Origin of the sequence: Hyalangium versicolor (assembly GCF_020103695.1) — a bacterium.
GTDB lineage: Bacteria > Myxococcota > Myxococcia > Myxococcales > Myxococcaceae > Hyalangium > Hyalangium versicolor.
This window is the reverse complement of record NZ_JAHXBF010000006.1, coordinates 103196-123278: the sequence shown is the minus strand read 5'-3', so window position 1 is coordinate 123278 and position 20083 is coordinate 103196. Positions and strand designations below refer to the sequence as shown.

The following is a 20083-nucleotide window of genomic DNA, read 5'->3' as shown; positions in this document are numbered from 1 at the left end:
CGGTACCCGGCATTTGCCAGGTGCGCTCCCCCGCCGGCAGCAATATCTACCGGACTGGCGAATCCGCGCATACCCGGAGACCCACGGAAAGCTCCCTTAAAGTTCGCTCTGGAAGTTCCCGGTTGGAAGAGCGGGCGGAGTTGGAGGCGTAGTAGTAGCTGCCTCCGCGCAGCATGGGTTTGTTGGGCTGCAACCAGGCAATGGCCCACTCCCACGCGTTGCCTGCCATGTCATCCACACCGAAGGGGCTGCGGGACAGGGGGTGGCTTCCGACCTCATCCGGCCCGAAGCCACCGGGCTCCTTGCCGTAGGTGAGGTCGACGTTCGCGTCATCCGGTTCGAGCCGGTTGCCATGGGGGAACTCGCGCCCGTCCACCCCGCGCGCGGCGCGCTCCCACTCCAGCTCCGAGCAGAGCCGGGCGCCGGGGACACGCCCCGTGCGAGCCAGCCACTTCGTGTACGCCTCCGCGTCATCGAAGGCGATGCCCGTCACGGGCATGCGCAGCCAGTCCTGCTCGCCGCGGCGATCTCGCTTGGCGTAGCGGAGCTTCTCCCCCGCGCGCACCACATAAGGAGGAGCAGAGCTGGGCTGCAGGTGCAGGACCCAGGTGCCCTGCTCGCGGGTCAGCCGCAGCGCGCCCATGTACGAGGCGCCCACGGCGGGCGTGCGCACCGCGCGCTCCTTCTCGGGCAGATCATCCAGGTAGGCGATCCAGTCCGCGTAGGTCGTCTCGTAGCGGGCGATGAGGTAGCCCGGCGTCTCCATCTCGTGGAGGGGGATGGTGTTGAAGAAGTCGCGCACCCCCATGTCCAGCCCGCTGCCGAAGAGCACAGGGCCCGGGGGCACGTAGATGAACCCCTTGGGCAGCGAACCCACGGCCGGCAACGGCACCATGAGGAGGAACGGCTTGCCGCGCGTCAGGTGCACCGGGAGATTCGCTGGTTCTCGGCCGGGCGCTTTCACGGTCAGGGAGTAGAACCCCGGCGCCACGGGGACATCCTTCCAAGGAGCCGGACCGAGCGGCACGGGCTCTCCCGGCTCGAGGGTTCCTGCTGGCTGTTGAGACAGGGGGCGCAGCTCGGCCACCGCGTCGGGCGCCGCCGTCTCCACGGAGAGCCGGGCGGGAGCGTTCCATTGCTGCCAGTACGCCTCATTCCGGTCATACAGCCGGAGCCGCTGCAGCAGCGCGGGCAGCGCGACGACCTCTCCCTCCTGCTCGGCCAGCAGGGCCCGCTCATACAGGCACTCGGCCAGCTTGAGCTTGATGTCGTGGTCATCCGGGGACAGCCCCAGCGAGCGCTCCAACTGGTAGGCGACCGTGTCGAAGCGCTGGCGGACCTGCGTTCCATGATCGATCGCACGCGCCCACAGCTTGTCCGCGTCGGCCTTGTGACCGGAGCCATAGAGGCGAAAGGCCTCGGTGCGCTCGGCGCTCAGCGCATCACGCTCTTCCCGAGCTTCCTCGAAGCCCCGCGTCGCCTCGGCGAACTGCTCGCGGACCTCTTGATCCAGCTGCCACCGCTCGCGCAGCCGCCCGCCGCCGTATACGAGCGCCAGCAGCACGAGGAAGCCCGCGGCCAGCACGCGCCGGGCCCTGCGGCTGCGCACCACCGTGCGGCGGGACTCCTCCAGGAACTGCAGCTCGCGGCGCGTCAGCTCGCTCGGGTCCAGCACCGAAGTCTCGGCCAGCTGCCGAGGCCCCCAGAGCACGTCCCGCGTGTGGCCCAGGCGCTCCCAGTGCGCGGCTGCTGCCTCCAGCCGGGCCTGCACCTCGCGGCGTTCGGCCGCCTCCACCAGCCAGCGCGCCAGCGTCTTCCAGCCCGTGACGAGCGCCTCGTGCGCCACTTCGTAGGAGGTGCCCTCCTCCGCCTCGCGCGCCACCAGCAGGCGGGCCCTCACCAACGCCTCGAGCGCGGCGCGGTAGCGGGGATCCTCGCCCACGAGTTCACGGTCCGTCTTGCGTGCGCGCGTGCCGTCCGCGGTGATGAGGCGCAGCAGCACCCCGCGCGCGGCGATGCGCTGATCCGGCAGCAGGCTGTCCACGGCCGCGTCCGCGTGCCGTGCGAGCGCTCCGGCCACACCGCCCAGCCCGTCCAGCGCCGCCTGGGTGATGACTCCAGCGGCCTTGTCCCGCGCCTCCCACAACTCAGCCAGGGCGAACTGGAGCAGCGGCAGGCCACCTTCCGTAACGGCGGTGGAGGCCACCAGCGTGTCCACCAGCGTCTCGGACTCGAAGCTCACACCCTTGACGCGGGCCGGGCCGACGATGGCCTCCCGCATCTCCTCAGGCGTGAGCGCGCGCAGCAGATACAGCGCGCGCGGCACCTCGGCGCCCAGTCCCGGCACCGCGGTGAGACGGGTGAGGAAATCGCTACGGCCGGTGGCCAGCAGCCGCACACCGGTGACGCCCTCGGCCAGCTCACCCAGCGCGAGGCCCGCATGGGTGGCCTCTTCCGAGCTGGCGAGCGTCACCAACTCCTCGAGCTGATCCACATAGAGGATCAACCCTTCCTTCGCGCCCAGCTTCGCACGCAGCCGCCGAGCCAGCCCCGACGGCTCCGCGTGGATGAAGGCGGCCAGCAGCTCCTCCTCCATCTCCAGCACGGGCGCCAGCGCGGCGGCGAGCGCGGCCACGGGACGGCGGCCCGGCACCAGGCGCACGCCTCGCCAGCGCCTCCCATCCTCCAGGGCTCCCTCGGTGATGAGGGGGATGACGCCGGCCAGACAGAGCGAGGACTTGCCCACGCCCGAGTCGCCGGTGATGAGCAGGAAGGGCTCGCCCTTGAGCCGCTCCAGCACCGCGCGCTGCTCGCGGCGGCGGCCGAAGAAGAGGGCCCGGTGCTCGGCCTCGAAGGCCTGCAGCCCGCGGTAGGGGTTGCCCTCGGGGATGACTCCCGCGGCGCCATCGTCCCGGCCGATCTGCTCCAGCGCATCCAGCATCGCCGCGGCGGAGGCGTAGCGCTCGGAGGGCTCGCGCCGCAGGCAGCGATCGATGACGGCGGCGAAGTTCGGTTCCACGCCCGGCGCGGCCTCGGCCAGCGGACGCGCATCCCGGTTGCGAACGGCCTCGGAGAGCTCCTTCCAGGGCACGTCCCGGAAGGGGCCCTTGCCCGAGCACAGCTCGTAGAGGACGACGCCCAGCGAGTACACGTCACTGCGCGCCGTGAGATCCTCGCCGGCCCAGGCCTCGGGAGACATGTAATACGGCGTGCCCACCAGCGCGCCCCGAGGCAGCGAGGGGAGGAAGACACCGTCCAACGAGCGCGCACCAAAGCCGGGGCTGGCCTCGGGATCCATCTCCGCGGGCAGCTCGGGCGGAACGGGCGCGCGAGGCGGACGCTTGGCCTCCTCGGCCGAGGCGGAGGGATCCAGCAGCTTGGCCAGCCCGAAGTCGAGTAGCTTCACCTCGCCGCTCTCCGTGAGCACGGCGTTGCCGGGCTTGATGTCCCGGTGCAGCACGCCCCGGCGGTGCGCCGCGCTCAACCCGCGCGCCAGATCCTTGCCAATGGACAGGGCACGCTCGGAGGGCACAGGCTTGGCGAGCCGGTCCAGGCTCACGCCGCGGATGAACTCGGAGATGAGGTAGGGCTGATCCTCGAGCTGCCCCACGCGGTAGAGCGTGACGACATTGGGGTGCTGGATGCGAGCGGCGGCGCGGGCCTCGACGAGGAAGCGGGCCAGGGCATTCTGCCCCAGGGCGGGGATGAACTTCACCGCGACGGGGCGCTCGAGCAGCGTGTCGTGAGCCAGATACACCCGCCCCGTGCGCCCGCGTCCGATGAGGCGCACGAGACGATACTCATCGAACTCCTCGGGAGGAGTCCACGTATCGGGAGGCGTGCGGGAGGCGGGAGAGGCCACGATGGGTGCCTACGCGCCCGGGCCTCGGCAATCAAGCCGCCCCGGGAGCCAGTGCATGTCAGCAGCCTAGCGCTTGTCCTTCGGCTTGCTGGGCTTGAGCATGTTGCGGATCTTGTTCTCCAGATCCTGCGGCAGACAGGGCTTGGCGACGAACTCGTCGGCTCCGGCCTCCTTGGCATGGTTCTCGCTGCCGGCGAGGACGTGCCCACTGAGGGCCATCACGGGAATGTCACGGGTGCGGTTGTCGCCCTTGATGAGGCGGGTGGCCTCCCAGCCATCCATGACGGGCAGGGAGAGGTCCATGAGGATGATGTCGGGCGAGGCCTCCTGGGCCTTCTCGACGGCCTCCTGGCCGTTGCGAGCCGTCTCCACCTGGAAGCCGGCGAACTCCAGGTACTCGGCATACATCTCGCGCGCATCGTCGAAGTCATCGACGACGAGGACGCGCTTCTTGGAAGGCGAGGACACGTCGCTGGCACCCTCGTCGACGGGCGGCGGAAGGGGATGGGTAGCCGACTGGCTCATGGCGCGAGGACTCTCCGGCGAACGGGGAAAAGCGGGCGGAGATCATTCTATACACGGTCCGGCGTTGCTGCCCGTTCCCCCCCCCGGATGGGGAGTGCACTGCCGCGCTGTAGGTATGTCGGGAAAACGACACCGCCCCCTCGGAACCCAGGTCCCGAGAGGGCGGCGGCACGACATACCGTGTGGGTTCAGTTCACCCCATCACGGAGTGTTCACAGGGGCCGGCTGCTGGACGGCGGTGGTGGCCGACAGATCCCCGGTGATCGGCTCGCCCCAGATGCTCTGGTAGGTGCCCGTCGTCCGGAACGGCAGCTTCGAGAACGCCACCGTCAGCGGGAAGTTGGCGGCGCTCAGACCGCCGGTCAGAGTCGTCGTGAACGTGAACGAGTACCGGGTGGTGTACCCCGAAGCCGCGATCGAGAAGACCGGCAGCTCAGGCCGGTTGGTGCTGGTCTGGTAGGGGCCCGTGGGTTCATCCGCGATCAGGTCAAAACCCTCACCGCTGTCATTCCCCACCTCACCCCTGGACCCCTTGCCAATGCTGCCGTTGCCATCGATGTCCGCATTGAAGAAGACCTGCGCATAGACGGCACCACTGAAGGTGCGTGCCAGCGGAGCACTGAAGTTCACATAGACCTTCTCGCCGTTGTTGATCTGCGTCGCGCCCGCGGCAGGAGGCGCCACCGTCTCCTGGTAGCGAACCTCCGTGATGCTCACCGGCGGGGAGTTGGCCGGCTCACCACCGAAGAAGAACGCCGAGGTGGGGCTCAGGACGGAGCCACCCTCGCGGGACACGGCACGGAAGTTCAGGTTGTACTCCTTGCCCTCCTGGATGACGCCCGAGCCCGGAGTGAGCGTGGCCGAGTACCCTCCATTGCCCACCGTCGCGGTGATGGGCAACGACTCCCTGGCGTACTCGTCCGTCAGGCGCACCAGCAGCGAGTCCGACTGCACGGCCTGGTTGAAGTACAGGTAGATGGGCTGGCCCGGCTTCACCATGTTCCGGAGCGGGTCATAGTCGGTTGCGGCCCGGAGGCTGCCCACGTTGCTGTTCTCGATGGCCAGCACGCCAGCCTGCGGGCGCGCATAGGGCAGGCTGATGGTGCGGATGGTGCTGTTGGCGACGACGTTCGCACCGGGGTAGTTGCTCACGAAACCGCCGCTCTCCGGAATACCGTCACCGTTGGCATCCAGCGGAGACACCCACAGGCTGTAGCTGCCACTGGGCAGGCGAGCCAGCTCCGCGGCCGAGGGCAGGTTCTCGAACACCAGGAGCCCGTCCTGGTTGGAGACGGCCTCGACCACGACCGTGCTCACCGACTGCGGCGTGTACTCGTAGTTGCCCAGGACGACCGTGCCCGCCGGAGAGGCCTCGATGGTCGCGTGCACGCCCGCGGCGGGCTGCCCCGTCGGGGACACCACCTGGAAGCGCAGCGAGCCGTTGAGCTGGGCCAGCGTGACGGGGCCAAAGCTCGCGTTGCCGTTGTTGATCGGGACGTTGCCGGCCGACGAAGGTACCTCGGACGTGGCGCGCAGCGTGGCATAGCCCTGCTTGCTGAAGGTCAGCAGCACCTGGGCACCCGCCGGCACGTCACTGAACACGAAGTTGCCCTCGGCGTTCGTCATGGCCTTCTTCGAGTCCGCGGTCGTGCCACCGATGGTGAGCGACACCGTGACATCCGTCAGCGGGACCAGACTGGTGCTCAGCACCTGGCCGGAGACCGTGCCCTTCGGAGTCGCGGGAACCACCACCGATACGTTGTTCGGATCCTGAACCCCATCCGCAATCCCGTCCCCGTTCAAATCCTCCGACTCACCGCAGCCAAGCACCATGGCCGGCACGAGGGCCATCACCAGCTTCTTCATCGTCCCCACCTTTGAAGTCATTCTAAAGAGTCAACGCCGCGACACTTGGCGGCGGGGCGACACTCTCCGACTCCGGCACGCGGCGTCAAGGTCGTGCCCGCTGGATCAACCTGTCGCGTCCCTGGGCCGCTCGGCCGAAAGGGCATGGACGCGCTTGCCTCCTTGGGTCACTGATACGGTTTTCCCTTATGATCGACGTGAACCATCCGTGTCTGGGCTGCGCCATCGTCAGTGGAGCCACTCGCCCGCCAGGCGGGATCATCGCCCGTGCCCCCGGCCTCGTGCTCCACGGCGTCGCCTCGCCCAGCCCCGTGCCCGGCTGGGTCGTCATCTCCAGCGAGCGCCACGCCCGCGCCCTCTATGATCTGGACGAGTCCGTGGCCCGGGAGCTTGGCGCCTTCGCCGCCCGGGTGATGCGCGCCCAGCGCGAGGCCCTCGGAGCCGAGCACGCCTATGCCTTCGCCATCGGCGACGTGCTCCGCCACTTCCACCTCCACCTCGTGCCTCGCTTCCCCGACACACCGCAGCACCTGTGGGGCCGCGCCGTCTTCGACGCGCCTCCCTCCGAGCACCGCTCCAACGAGGAACTGGAAGCCGCGGCCCGAACCCTCGCCACCGCCCTGAACCCGCGGCCCTGAGCGCTCGCCCGCGCCGGTGCTCGCCTGCCTGCCCGGGCTGACAGCGGATTTTGCGTGTCCGACCGTGGACCTCACCGCTCCAGGTAGGGAGAATGCCGGCGCCCCATGCCCTCGCTTCGCTCCGCCCTGGTCGCCCTGTCGCTGCTGTTCGCCCCCAGCCTCGCGCTGGCCAACAACACCGCGGATGAAGCGGACGTGGCCTTCGAGCTCGGCAACGAGGCCTACGCCAAGGGTAACTACAACGAGGCGCTCCGCTCCTACTTCAACAGCTACCGCCTCGTCCCCAACCGCAACGTCCTCTTCAACATCGCCCGCTGCTACGAGGCGCAGAACCGCTTCAACGAGGCCTACCGCTACTACGACGATCTGCTCGCCGGAGAGCCCCTCCCCGACGAGGATGCCGCCGAGGTCCGCCGCGCGCTGGAGCGACTCCGCCCCAAGGTGGCGCTCGTGCGCGTGGCCACCACCCCCGATGGCGCCGAGGTCTACATCGATCGCGCGGATCTGGGCAGCCGCGGCCGCTCGCCGCAGACGCTCGCGCTGTCCCCTGGCCGCCACACGGTGATGGTGAAGAAGGAGGGCTATCGCCCCGCCGAGGCCTCCGTCGTCGTCAGCAGGGGCCGCTCCGTCTCGCAGGACTTCGCGCTGGCCCTCATCACCGGCACCGTGGAGCTCTCCGGCACCCCCGCCGGCGCCGAGGTGCGCACCTCCTCGGAAGGCGCGGCCCTCGCCCAGGTCCCTGGCAAGCTGAACCTCCCGCCCGGACAGCACGTGCTGTACGTGCGCGCGCCCGGCCACGCCTCGGCGCAGATCGTCGTCGAGGTCCCCGCCGATGGCACCGTGAAGGTCCCCGTGGCACTGGGCCCCCAGGCCCGGCCCACCGGGCGTCTCGTCGTCACCGCCAACCGCGACAGCGCCACCGTGCGCGTGGATGGCAAGCCCGCCGGCTTCACCCCCACCGTCGTCACCCTCCCCGAGGGCGAACACATCCTCGAGGTGGAGAGCCTCGAGGTGCGTCCCCTCCGGCAGGAGGTGACCGTGGTCGCCGACCAGGAGGTGAAGATCCACGCCGAGCTGCGCTACGCGCCTCCGCCCGTGCGCGCCGCCTCCAAGGGCCTCACCTCCGTGGACGAGGCCCCCGCCTCCACCACCGTGCTCACCCAGGAGGAGCTGCGCTCCTTCGGCTGGCGGACGCTCGCCGAGGCCGTGGCGGGCGTGCGCGGCTTCTTCCTCTCCGATGACCGCACCTATACCTATGTGGGCGTGCGCGGCTTCTCCCCACCCGGAGACCTGAACACCCGCATCCTCATCCTCTGGGATGGCCACTCGATGAATGACGTGTGGGCCGGCCAGGGTTACGCGGCGCACGACTTGTCGGTGGACCTGGAGGAAGTCGAGCGCATCGAGGTCGTCCGCGGCCCGGGCAGCGCGCTGTACGGCACGGGCGCATTCTTCGCCGTCATCAACGTGGTGCCCCGTGAATCGCTGGGCGTGGAGCGACACGTGGAGGTGACGGGTGCGGTGGGGGCGCTCGGGACCACGGGCCTGCGGGCCTCCGCGGGCTGGGAGGATGGCCAGAATCGCTCCGTGCTCCTGTCCGCCGCGGTGATGCGCGCCACGGGCGCCGAGACGACGCTGCTGGACCCCACCACCCGCGTGGCGGGACTCGATGGCGAGCGAACCCTTGGCGGCTCCCTGTATGCGCGCCTGGGCTACCTCACGCTCATGGGCCGCATCAACAGCCGCGTGAAGGAGATCCCCACCGGCCCCTTCGGCAGCGTCATCGGCGCCAAGGGCACCCAGTCGCTGGACACGCGGGGCTTCTTCGAGGCGCGCTATGAGCGCGTCCTGAGCGACAGCGTCGACATCTCCGTGCGTGGCTCCTTCGACATGAGCCGCTACCGCGGCGACAGGATGTACGAGGACAGCAAGGACGATGCCGACGAAGAGCTCACCCGGGAGTCCGAGGGCGGCCGCGCCGACTGGGTCTCCGCCGAGGCCCGCATCCGGCTGGCCTTGTTCGACGGCAACCACCTCACCGTGGGTACAGAGGGCCAGGGGCAGCTCCGCGTGGAGCAGGAGAGCTATGGCACCGGAGGAGGCGTGCCGCTGCCGACCAAGACGCGCACGCTGCTGTCCCTCTACCTGATGGACGAGTGGCGCCTCCACCCGCGGCTGATCCTGTCCGCGGGCCTGCGCGCGGACAAGTACCTGGACCTGGATTCCCTGCCCATCACCCCCCGCCTGGCCCTCATCGGGCGGCCGTACAGCGGAGGCCTCACCAAGCTCGTCGCCGGCCGGGCCTTCCGGGCTCCCAACGTCTACGAGCTCTTCTATCAGGACTTCTTCGCCACCCAGCGGCCCGCCGAGGGGCTGTCCCCGGAGACCATCACCACCTTCGAGCTGGAGCACTCGCACGATCTGACGGACGAGCTGCGCCTCACCGTCGCGGGCTACCACAACCGCATCTCCAACCTCGTGACGCTGGCGGTAGACGATCTGCCAACGCCCCTGTGCGGAGAGCCCGTGGGCACCCTGCAGTGCGTGCTGTTCCAGAACAGCTCCACCACGACGCTCGCGTGGGGGGCCGAGGCCGGCGTGCACTGGCAACCCGGCCGCTTCCTCCTGGTGGACTTGAGCTACTCCTACGTCACCCTGCGCCACGTGCTGGACGAAGTGCAGCACGCCAAGCCCGCCCATATCGTCTCCGGCCGCATGCTGCTGCCGCTGGGCACGGGCGAGGTGCGGCTGGCCGCCCAGGCCACCTACCAGAGCGCTCGCAACAGCGACGAGGATGGCCCGAAGATCGGCGAGGCGCTGCTGCTGGGCGTGGGCCTGTCGGGAGAGTTCTCGCGCTTCCGCTACTTCGCGGGCGTGCAGAACCTGCTGGACGCGCAGTACCGTCTGCCGGTGAACTCGGAAACCTCCGCGATGCCCGTTCCCCAATACGGCCGCACCTTCACCCTGCAGCTCACCGGCTCCTACTGAATGAGCACCCTGACCGAGGCCCGCGAGGCGGCACGACAGGTGACCGATGCCCTGCTGCGCGTGGCGTACCGCGGCGCCTATTCGCTGGCCATGGCGTACTGGTTCGTGCGCCGCCCCTCCATTGAAGGCGTCTTCGTCGGCGTGTGGCACGGCCGGCGCGTGCTGCTGCTACAGAACTCCTACAAGCGCCAGTTCAGCATGCCCGGAGGCGGCCCCCATGCTGGCGAGTCCCACGTCCAGACGGGCCTGCGCGAGCTCCGCGAGGAGGTCGGCCTCACGCTCGACGCCGCTCAACTGCGCCCCACCTACGACGTGGTGGATTGGGACGAGTTCAAGCGCGACCACGTCTTCTTCGTCGAGGTGGAGGTGGAAGCCGAGCCACAGGTCACCATCGATCGCCGCGAGGTGGTGTGGGCCGCCTTCATGGATGTGGACGCCGCGCTCCAACTGCCGCTGTCCTCTCCCGTGCGTGCCTACCTCACCGAGGCTGCCCGGCGCCGCGCCCCCCCCACGCTGCACTTCATCCAACCCGGGCACGCCCTCTACCCCGAGGAGCTGGAGCTGCGCTTCCGCGTGCTGCGCGAACCCCTGGGCTTCCCTCGCTCGGCCGTCACCTTCCCCTTCGAGGCAGAGAGCCTCCACCTCGTCGCTCAGCAGGGCACCCAGGTGGTCGGCTGCGTCCTCTTCCACCCCGAGGATGCCCTTAAGGGCCGCCTCTTCCAGATGGCCGTGCACCCGTCGCTCCAGGGCCGCGGGCTGGGCGCGCGCCTCGTCGTGGCGCTGGAGCAAGAGCTGCGGCGGAAAGGCTTCACGCACGTGCACCTGCACGCCCGGGCCGCCGTGGTCCCCTTCTACGAGCGCCTCGGCTACGAGGTGTATGGCGAGCCCTTCACCGAGGTGAATGTCCCTCACCGCCATATGCGCAAGACACTCGGCTCATCTATGTTCCCCGGCGGGAGGAGCCAGGAGGCATGACGGGTACCCCAGAGCGCACGCTGGCCGCACGCACGCGTGACTTCCTCGAGCTGCACCGCCGCATCCACCTCATCGAAGACGAGCGGGCCCATGACGCGCTCCTCGAGCGGCTGCAGCACCCCGAGCGGCCCTACATCGTCTCGTTCGTCAACGCGCACGCGGCCAACCTGGGGTGGAACACGCCGGGCATGCTGGAGAGCCTGCTGCGCTCGGATCTCCTGCTGCGCGATGGCATTGGCGTGAAGCTGGGGCTGAAGGCCTTCGGACACGCGCCCGGCCTGAACATGAACGGCACGGACTTCATCCCCAAGATTGCCCGCGCGTACAGAGGCCGCCGGGCCGGGTTGTTTGGCACCCGCTCACCCTGGCTCGACACGGCGCGGCGGAAGCTGGAGGACGAGGGCTTGAACGTGGTGGCCTGCCACGACGGCTTCTCGCCGCCTGAGAAGTATCTGGAGCTGGCCGCTGAAACAAAGCCGGAGCTCATCATCCTCGCCATGGGCATGCCCAAACAGGAAGACATCGCCGTCCGGCTGCGCGAGCACCTGTCTCAACCCGTACTCATCGTGAATGGCGGTGCCATCCTGGATTTCTTGGGAGGCAAAGTAAGCCGGGCTCCGGAGTTGATGCGAAACACGGGTTTGGAGTGGGTGTATCGGCTCTACCTGGAGCCCCAGCGTCTGGCCAAACGGTATCTGTTGGGAATTCCCGTCTTCTTCTCCCACGTGGCTGTAACGCGCCTGGTCGGCCCTCGGGCATCCGAGGGTGGTGAGCACTCCGGATGACCCCCCCTTGTGGCGCGCTGTAAAGTGCGCGTTCCTTGTCCCTGGATGGATACCGCCCGCGCCCATGAGCAGTTCCTGCGCACCCGCATCTTCCCGGGGCTCGACGGTCTGCGCTGCCTGAGCATCATGCTCGTGGTGGCCTACCACGTGTCGGGACACCACTCGGGCTTTCTGGGCCGAGGCTACCTGGGTGTGTCGCTCTTCTTCGCCATCAGCGGTTTCCTGATCACCTCGCTGCTGCTGCGAGAGACGGACACGCACGGGCACATCTCGCTGGCGCGCTTCTACGGCCGGCGCGCGCTGCGCATCTTCCCGCTGTATTACGCGGTGCTCGGTGCGTACGTGGTGCTCACGCTGCTGTTCGAGAAGGGCGGCTCGGAGAAGGCGGATTTCTTCCGCAACCTGCCTGCCTTCCTCACGTACACGTCCAACTGGTTCGTCATGCTCGAACCAGACAAGCGAATCATCTTCTACTTCGCCTGGTCGCTGGCCACCGAGGAGCAGTTCTACCTGCTGTGGCCCGGCGTCATGCGGCTGGCGCACCGCTGGGGCGCGGTGTTCTTCATGACGGGGCTGCTGATCATCGCCGTCTGGGCGCCGTGGGCGGTGGAGGCGGGGATGCTGGATGAATCGGTGCTCTCGGTGCGCATCCTGGCCAGCTTCTCGCCCTCCATCTGCATGGGGTGCCTGGCGGCCTATGCGGTCCACTCGCGCCGAGGCTTCTCCTGGGTGTACCGCATGCTCGGCCCTGCGTGGGCCGCGCCGCTGATGATGGTCCTGGTGCTGCTGGCGGTGGGGACGAACGGCACGCCCTTCTGGCTCACCTCGAGCCTGATGGCGGGGCTGGTGACGGCCACCTGTATCCGCACGGACCACTGGCTCATGCCCGTGCTCGCGCTGCGGCCGGTGCGCTACATCGGGCTGATCAGCTACGGCATCTACCTGATGCACATGCTGGCGCTGAACGTGGTGCGCCGGGCGGTGCCGGGCCAGGGCTTCGAGGTGAACTTCGCGCTCACCCTGGCGCTGACGGTGGTGATGGCGGGCCTGAGCTACCGCTACTTCGAGAGCCGCTTCCTGCGCCTCAAGGAGCGTCTGGCCGCCGGCCCTTCGCCTGCGGAGCCTTCGCGGGTGGCTTCGACGGCTCCAGCGTCAAGTCCAGCACCGTGATGGAGTAGGGCGGCAGCTGCGCCTCCAGCATGCCGGCGCTCACCGCGGTGGCGGGGCGCTCGGAGAAGCCGTTGGCCTCACCCGCGTACGTCAACACCCGGGCGCCCTTCAGCATGCCGCAGCCCTTCAGGTCCACCCGGGCATTGCGAGCCGTGTCCGGCTCCAGGTTGAGGGCCACGGCCACCACGCGCCGCCCATCGTCGCTGCGAGAGGAGAAGAGCGAGGTGCCTTCCCCTGCGCTCGAGGGGACATACGTGTTCTGGAAGCTGCCGCCCTGCCCGTCGAAGTTGCGGTAGGCGCGGAACGCCCACCAGGCGGGGCTGCGGGCCGGCGGGTAGGTGAAGTAGAAGGCCGCGGTGAGTCCACCCTCCGCGAAGCGGCCGAGGGCCTCGGCCTGGGCCAGCCCGCCGCTCATGTGCCGGGCGGCGCCGAAGTTGTACTCGCCGATGGCGAGGCCACGCCCCGGGTAGTTCTCCTCCACCATCTTCTTGAGCCGGGGGATGAGCCGCACGGGCTCTCCAATCCACGACTCGTCCTTGTAGTTGGAGTCCCACAGCGCGCGCGTGGAGCGGATGCGCAGCGCCGCCGTCTCTGGATCCGTCTTCTCGCCCTTGTCGAAGGAGACGCCTTCCTGTTGCGGGTAGAAGTGCACGTCCAGCACGTCGAGCAGGCGCACGCCCGTCTTCTTTTCGTGCTCGCGCAACTTGCGCAGGTACCAGGGCAGCAGCGGCATGTTGCCGTGAGCCTTGCGGTCCGCATCCGCCGAGGCGCCCTTGGCCACGTCCGCCGCAGAACGGAAGTAGGCCGTCCAGCCCCACTCCGCCGGTCCGGCGATGACCGCGTCCGGATCCGCTTCGCGCACCGCCGTGCCGTAGGAGATGGTGCGCTCCAGCAGCTCGTCGTACGTGGTGGGCGCCGGGTGCACGTCCCGATGCGTCGAGTTCCACAGCATCGGCTCATTGTCGAGGAAGTACATCTGCACGCTGCGCCCGCGCGACATGTCCTTCTGGCGCAGGGAGCGGACCCACTCGCCGATGAACTCGGGCGGGGCCGGCACGCTCGTCTGCGTGGGAGACAGCGGCGTCAGTTCGTTGCCCGAGGAGGAGCGGCCATTGCCGGCCTCCTTCACTTCCGGATCCATCTGCTGCTGCGGGCCGAACTTCGCCAGCGGGAAGCTCACCGAGCGCGTGTCCTTGGCCACCCAGCCGATCAGGGGCAACGTGAGCGCGGAATCCATCCCGTGGGCCCGGCTGGCCATGAGGAACTCGTCATAGCCGAACTGCGCATTGTCTCCGGGCGCGGTGTTTCGGAAGAACCAGTCGTTGGCCGTGTTCCAGGCGTTCAACTTCCAGTTGTAGCGGCTCGTGGGGTTGCCGCCCCAGCGGCGCACCGTGGCCCCCATCTCCCATTGATCCGTGCCCTTGCCTTCCTTCAGCGCATTGAACGCGATGCCGTAGATCCGCGGGCTGATCGAGTACCCCGGCGCCGTGCAGTCCACCGCCAGGCTCGCGGGCTTCGGGGGCCCCATCGGAGTGCGCACCATGCCCTCGGCCGGGGTGCCCATCGCCGTGGCCTCTCCGCTCGTGAAGCCGAGCGCATCCAACTGCACCCACTCGGTGCCGACCTTCTTGTGCGCGCGCATGATGACGCGATCGAAGCGCTCCATCTTCGGATTCAGCTCCGCCCAGGGCACCAGCACCTGCACCCAGTCCTCCTGGCGGCTCACCATGTGCCGGGCCTCGATGCGCACCCGCGGGAACACCGTCTTGTCCCCGGAGTCCAACCGCACCTCGAGGAACTGCCCATATTCGGGCGGAGCCTTGTACCGGAACGCCAGGCCCGCGAAGCGGCCCTCCAGCGGCTGCATCCGGCGCAGCGACCAGCCTCCCAGCCCCTCCATCATCACCTTCGCCGGGCCGCCCATCTCCAGTTGGCGCTCGGTCCAGCCCGCGGCCTCCCAGCCGGGCTTGAGGCCGGACTGGTATGCCACCTCTACCAGCGTCAGCGAGGCCGCTCCCGAGCCCGTCTCGGCCATCATCGCCCCGGGGTGCGTGAGCCCCAACTGATCCAACTCCACCCAGTCCGAGCCCACCTTCTTGTGCGCCCGGAGCACCACGCGATCGAAGGGCTTGGCGTCCGGGTTCAGCTCGCTCATGGGGATCAGCAACTGCACCCAGTCGCCGTCCTGCGCGAGCACGTGGCGCGCGTTCACCCGTACGCGCGGAAATGCCGTCTTGCCCTCGGAGTCCAGACGGACCTCCAGGAACTCGCCGAAGCCGCTCGGAGCCTTGTAGCGGAGCGCCAGGCCACCGAAGCGGCCCTTGAGCGGACCGGCGTGCTTCAGCATCCACCCGCCCATGTCCGCCATGATCACCTTCGCGGGCCCCGCACGCACCTCGCGCTCGGACCAGCCCGCGTCCTCCCAGCCCGGCTTCACGCCGTCCTGGTAGATGACCTGTTGCAATTCCAGCGTGAGGCTCGGCCGGGGCGCGGCTTCGGGCGCCTTCGCGGGCATCGGAGCCGCCATGCGCGGCCCATCGCTCTCACAAGCCGACAGCAGCGCGGCGCACGTCACCAGCAAGGCCACCCACGGCCTCGGGTCCATCCTGCTGCTTCCGGTCAGGCCCTGTCCGCGGCGCCCTCCGGTTCCGTGTCTCATGGCTCTCCGCTCGAGTCCTTCTCCGCGCCCTGCCCGGCACCAGCTCCCGCCTGGGTGGACGCCTGCCGGTAACGCGCGATGCGCCGGGCCACTTCCCGCCACGAGCCCGCTTCCGCACGCGCGCCGCGCAGGTACTCCATCGTGTACGCCACCGAGGTGCTCTTGAAGGCCACTTGCTCGAGCCCCAGCCGGTCCGCCAGCTTCGCCGCGCCCATCAGCGCGTCCGTCACTGGCTTGGTCGGCCCGGGCAGCGCCACCGCCGTGGCCAGCAGCGGCCGGGCCAGCGCGTTCATCTCGAAGAGCATCCGCCACGGATCCACCTGCGGCACGTCCGAGTGCCGATCGGCCAGCCGCGAGTCCATGATTCCGTAGCGGTGCGCCCGCGCCAGCCACTTCTCGAAGCTCGTGTGGTCCGAGCCGTGGAGCACGTACGAGTCGTTGCAGAAGCGCACCTGGCAACCCGCCTTCTCCAGCCGGATGCCCAGTTCAATATCCTCGGACTGCTTCAGCTTCGGATCGAACCCGCCCACCGCCACGTAGTCCTCACGGCGGAACGACACGTTGCCCGTGTACAGGTTCCACCCGTGGGCGCCCTCCTCGTGGAGCCGGCGCGCCAGTCTGTCGTGCAGGTACGCGTACCAGCGCTCGAAGAGCGGCATGTCGTCGATGGCCGGATCCGGATCGATGCGCCCCAGCACCACGTGGCGCGAGCCCGGCGGGTGCTGCTCCAGGTGCCGCTGGACGAAGTCCTCCGGCACCTGCATGTCATCGTCGGTGATGATGACGACGTCGCCGTGAGCCGCGAGCACGCCGCGGTGCCGGGCCGCCGCCGCGCCCGCGTTCTTCTGCGTCTCCACGCGCAGCGCGTACGGGAGCTCGCGAGCCAGCGCCTCCAGGGGCCCCTGCGCCGGCTCCTTGGAGCCGTCATCCACCACCACGACTTCGTAGTCGCTGGGAGGCAGCGTCTGCTGCGCGAGCTGTTTGAGGAGCCGCGGGAGCAGGGCCAGCCGGTTGTACGTGGCCATCACCACGCTCACCCGAGGCCGCTGTGCTTTGTTCCGCGGCGGAGCATCCGAGCCCGCCGAGGGGGAGTCGCTCACTTCCTGCTCCCCACCCGTTGCTGCAGCGTGACGCTGCCCAGGAAGCGCGCCTTGCCGATCAACTCCAGCGTGCTGCGCGCCGCGGAGAACTGCGTGGAGCCCAGCGGCACGCACAGCAGCGCGCGCTCGGCGGCCAGCGCCACCTCGAGGCCCACGGGGTTGGTGAGCACCGAGTCGATGCAGCAGACGACCATGCCGCCCTGCTCGATGAAGGCCTTCATGTCCCGCACCAGACGCGAGCCCGCTCCAGGAGGCAGCCCCTCGGCGTCGATGAGGCGGATGGGGCGCTCACGGTACTGGCTGCCCACCTCGACGATGGCACGCGCGGCCATGAGGCCCGAGGCCCCCGGCTGCGCCGGCACCACCACCAGCGAGTTCCACTTCTCGCGCTGGGTGAGCAGCGTCCACAGGTGGAGCAGCTCGGTGGGAATGGGCTCCGGCGGAGGCGCGGAGCTGGGAATGACTTCGTTGTAGGAGGGCTCTTCCGGAGCGATGGGCACCGGCGTCGGCGTGCCCCGGACGACAGACCAGGGGCGCGGACGACCCGGTCCCGGCTTGCCGCCGTTCCCGTCGCCTCCTCTCGGAGGCGAGCCAGCTCCCGAATTGTCAGTCGGCTCGTACATAGACAGATCCAGTCTACTCATTTTCGGGCTGCTGCCCAGTGGTGCCCCTGGGGCAGGATCATGCGATTCAACAGACAGAGCCCGCCTTTCCGCTCGTGCTGAACGCGCTCCTTTGCGGCTCATGTGCGCTCAGCTCCTTCCTGCACCGACGATCCCAGCAAGGGTGCACGCTCCGTGGGGGTAGGCGAAGCCACCGGGGCCCAGGCTCCGGTGAGGGTGCCCAGCTTGCCCGAGACGGTGACGGCCAGGGCCATGAGGATCATCGCGTACCAGCTGGTGATGCCCATGTCTCCGAAGCACTGGTTGATGTACGCGAAGACGATGGCGACCACGACCATGGCTGCCGCGCGCCAGTGCGGGATGCGCGTGCGGTTGTAGGAGCGCACGGCGAAGTAGACGGTGAGGGCCACGAACAGCCACACCCCGGTGAAGCCCACCACGCCGCCGAAGGCGAGCAGGCCCAGCACCGAGTTGTGCGGGTGATAGAGGTAGTCCTCGAACAGGTGCGAGATGTCCGCGAGCTTCATCACTTCGTCGAAGCCGTGGCCATAGCCCGTGCCCAGAAGAGGGTTCCTCTGCCAGGTGGAAATGAGGTTGAAGTTCTCCACGTCGCGGTAATCCATCTCGCCGGTGTCGTTGTGCTCGCCGACGATCATCGACTTGATCGTGTTCACGGGCGAGAAAATGCCCGTCGGGTTGGCCCAGCCGATGACGATATAGGCGAGGATCAGCGGCGACATGGCGAGGCACGCGCGCGTGACATAGCGCTTCACCCGTGTCATCGGGCTGATCAGGAACATGGCGATCACGGCCTGATCAAAGCTGGCGTACGCCAGGCGGCGGTCGTTGTAGCTCATGCCCATGAGGATGACGCTGGCGATGATCACCATGCGCCGGAAGTTCTTCCAGGTGGGCTCCTCGGTCCACTGGGCCAGGGCGATGGCCAGCCCCGCGACGTAGATCATCGTGTCCGAGTGCGTGGTGGCGTACTCGGTGTAGAGCCCCTGGGGCCGGGCGATGAAGACGATGAAGAAGGCGCCCAGGAACGCCTTGGTGAAGGCGGCGCCGACGATGATCTTCGCCAGCAGCCGGAAGTCCTCGGGCCCCCTGATGGAGACGTTGAAGAGGAGCACGAACATCGGCATGAGCAGCAGCTTCTGGAGCTGCCACTTCGCCGGGCGTCCGTCTCCGCCGCGTGCCACGCCCCACACGTACATCCAGGTGATGGTCGCCAGGATGAGCAGGAGCGACATGATCAGCGGGCGGGGCAGCCGCGTCATCTTCTCGTCCGTCTTCAGCCCCATGGCCTGGCGGTAGATGTAGAGGGCGATCAGCCCGAACACCGCCAGGTCGATGAGCGTGAAGCCCAGGCCGGGCACGCCGGTGACGACGTTGAGGTTGATGAAGAACAGCCGGCCAATGAAGGAGACGGGTGAGCTCCAGTGGCCCGAGTACGGCACCTCCACGGCGCAGTCGATGATGAGGAGGATGGCGAGCAGGGTGAGGACGGGGTAGCGCACCGGCACCTTGGCCAGCACCCAGAGCAGCATGGCCGCCATCATGGGCAGCGCCGCCACCGCCGGGAACAGGACGAGCAGCCCGAGCGTGGCCATCACCACGCCGCTCAGCAGCACAAGGAACACGGGTGTGCGGGAGAGGAAGGCTTCCATCGTCCTCAGGGGGCTCCACTCGGGCGCGAGCTCAGGGCTTGCGCGCCTCGCGGGTGGTCCGCACCCACTCCCCCTTCTTGTCTCGAGGGCCCGCCACCATCAGCCACACCTTCCACATCACATAGAAGGGGGCCCGCATCAGGTCCAGCAGTCCGCGCGCGCCCATGCCCGACACCCACCAGCCGCGCAGCACGTATGCGCCCAGGCTGGCCACGCAGAACACCGCCGCCCAGGCACTGAACGCCACGTGCCCCTGCCACACGGAGAGGCCCGCCGCGGCCGCCGTCACCGCCACCGCGCCCAGCACCACGTAGCTCAGCGGCGGCACCAGCAAGTCCATGGCCAGGTCCAGCAGCACGTCGTCGCGCTTGTCCAGGGCCTCGCCCAGCAGCGGCACGCCGAACTGCTTCGTCATCGCCCAGCGTCCGCCCTCCCAGCGGCGGCGCTGCGAGCGGGCGGCCTTCTCCGAGGACACCATCTCCCCGAGCACCTCGGCCTCCCACGCGTAGTGCACGCGGTGGCCTGCGCGGCCCAGGCGGATGCCGTACTCCAGGTCCTCCACGATGGAGAACGCGTCGTGCGGCACCTCGCGGATGACGCGGTGGCTGAAGCACATGCCGTTGCCGCGCAGGCCGCACGAGACGCCCAGCCGCTCGCGGCCCAGCGAGCGCACCTTGTGGAACAGCGCCAGCGCGATGGCCATCAACCGCGTACGCCACGAGGCGTTCGGGTTGAGCACGCCGTAGTGCGCCTGGATGGCGTTGGCTCCCGCCTCCAGCCGCAGGCCGAAGGAGTGCAGCAGGTGCGGCGACACATGCGTGTCCGCGTCCACCACCACCACCGCGTCGGCGAAGCCCTCTTTCAGGCTGTGCTCGAAAGCGTGCGCCAGCGCGAAGCCCTTGCCGCGCTTCTCCGTGTCGTGGCGCACCAGCACCGTGGCGCCCGCCTCGCGCGCCCGCTCCGCCGTGGAGTCCGAGCAGTTGTCGGCCACCACGAGGATGCGCCGCATCGCCGTGGGGTAGTCCAGGGCGGACAGGTTCGCCACCGTGGAGGCGATGCCGCCCTCCTCGTTGTGCGCGGGGACGATGATGTCGAACTTCAGGCGTGGCGCCACGCGCGGCGGCGCCTCCATGTCCGCCGACATCACCGTCAGCAGCAGCAGGTAGCCGCACGCCAGCACCACTGGCAGCGCCAGCACCAGGAGCAGAACATCGGCCCACAT

13 protein-coding genes and 1 pseudogene are annotated in these 20083 nt (G+C 68.9%); 6 read left to right on the top strand and 8 right to left on the bottom strand.

What is annotated here, in order from left to right:
- Positions 1 to 46 precede the first annotated feature (46 nt).
- From KY501_RS14385 to KY501_RS14375, 3 genes are all read right to left on the bottom strand, one after another.
- Positions 47 to 3862, bottom strand: coding sequence for a bifunctional serine/threonine-protein kinase/formylglycine-generating enzyme family protein (locus tag KY501_RS14385; protein WP_224363500.1), 3816 nt, complete (start codon positions 3860 to 3862; stop codon positions 47 to 49).
- 66 nt (positions 3863 to 3928) lie between these two features.
- The gene (locus tag KY501_RS14380) at positions 3929 to 4387 is read right to left on the bottom strand and encodes a response regulator (RefSeq protein WP_224363499.1); all 459 of its coding nucleotides are present in this window, start codon (positions 4385 to 4387) and stop codon (positions 3929 to 3931) included.
- 201 nt (positions 4388 to 4588) lie between these two features.
- Positions 4589 to 6253, bottom strand: a complete 1665-nt coding sequence (locus tag KY501_RS14375) for a carboxypeptidase-like regulatory domain-containing protein (protein ID WP_224363498.1) — start codon at positions 6251 to 6253, stop codon at positions 4589 to 4591.
- Between the two features lie 188 nt (positions 6254 to 6441).
- On the opposite strand from KY501_RS14375, the gene KY501_RS14370 reads away from it, so the two are divergent.
- From KY501_RS14370 to KY501_RS14345, 6 genes and pseudogenes are all read left to right on the top strand, one after another.
- Complete coding sequence (locus tag KY501_RS14370) at positions 6442 to 6891, top strand: HIT family protein (RefSeq protein WP_224363497.1); 450 nt, start codon at positions 6442 to 6444, stop codon at positions 6889 to 6891.
- A 105-nt stretch (positions 6892 to 6996) separates the two neighbouring features.
- Positions 6997 to 9879: a TonB-dependent receptor domain-containing protein gene (locus KY501_RS14365; protein WP_224363496.1), complete on the top strand. Its 2883-nt coding sequence runs from the start codon at positions 6997 to 6999 to the stop codon at positions 9877 to 9879.
- A pseudogene (locus tag KY501_RS14360) lies at positions 9880 to 10326 on the top strand (NUDIX hydrolase); the annotation flags it as partial. It abuts the gene before it with no gap.
- A gap of 66 nt (positions 10327 to 10392) precedes the next feature.
- Positions 10393 to 10854 (top strand): GNAT family N-acetyltransferase, encoded by a 462-nt coding sequence (locus KY501_RS14355; RefSeq protein WP_224363884.1) that lies wholly within the window; start codon positions 10393 to 10395, stop codon positions 10852 to 10854.
- Positions 10851 to 11639 (top strand): WecB/TagA/CpsF family glycosyltransferase, encoded by a 789-nt coding sequence (locus KY501_RS14350; RefSeq protein WP_224363495.1) that lies wholly within the window; start codon positions 10851 to 10853, stop codon positions 11637 to 11639. Before KY501_RS14355 ends, KY501_RS14350 begins: the two co-directional genes overlap by 4 nt.
- 45 nt (positions 11640 to 11684) lie before the next feature.
- Entirely contained in the window at positions 11685 to 12809 is a 1125-nt protein-coding gene (locus tag KY501_RS14345) for an acyltransferase family protein (protein WP_224363494.1), read from the top strand.
- Here the strand turns inward: KY501_RS14345 and KY501_RS14340 are convergent.
- From KY501_RS14340 to epsU, 5 genes are all read right to left on the bottom strand, one after another.
- Positions 12724 to 15414, bottom strand: coding sequence for a glycoside hydrolase family 44 protein (locus KY501_RS14340; protein WP_224363493.1), 2691 nt, complete (start codon positions 15412 to 15414; stop codon positions 12724 to 12726). The genes KY501_RS14345 and KY501_RS14340 overlap by 86 nt on opposite strands.
- A 50-nt stretch (positions 15415 to 15464) precedes the next feature.
- Entirely contained in the window at positions 15465 to 16568 is a 1104-nt protein-coding gene (gene epsD, locus KY501_RS14335) for an exopolysaccharide biosynthesis glycosyltransferase EpsD (RefSeq protein ID WP_224363492.1), read from the bottom strand.
- The gene (locus KY501_RS14330; protein WP_224363491.1) at positions 16565 to 17191 is read right to left on the bottom strand and encodes a hypothetical protein; all 627 of its coding nucleotides are present in this window, start codon (positions 17189 to 17191) and stop codon (positions 16565 to 16567) included. Before KY501_RS14330 ends, epsD begins: the two co-directional genes overlap by 4 nt.
- A gap of 119 nt (positions 17192 to 17310) precedes the next feature.
- Entirely contained in the window at positions 17311 to 18861 is a 1551-nt protein-coding gene (wzy, locus tag KY501_RS14325) for an exopolysaccharide repeat unit polymerase (protein ID WP_224363490.1), read from the bottom strand.
- A gap of 31 nt (positions 18862 to 18892) precedes the next feature.
- Positions 18893 to 20083, bottom strand: coding sequence for an exopolysaccharide biosynthesis GT2 family glycosyltransferase EpsU (gene epsU, locus KY501_RS14320; protein WP_224363489.1), 1191 nt, complete (start codon positions 20081 to 20083; stop codon positions 18893 to 18895).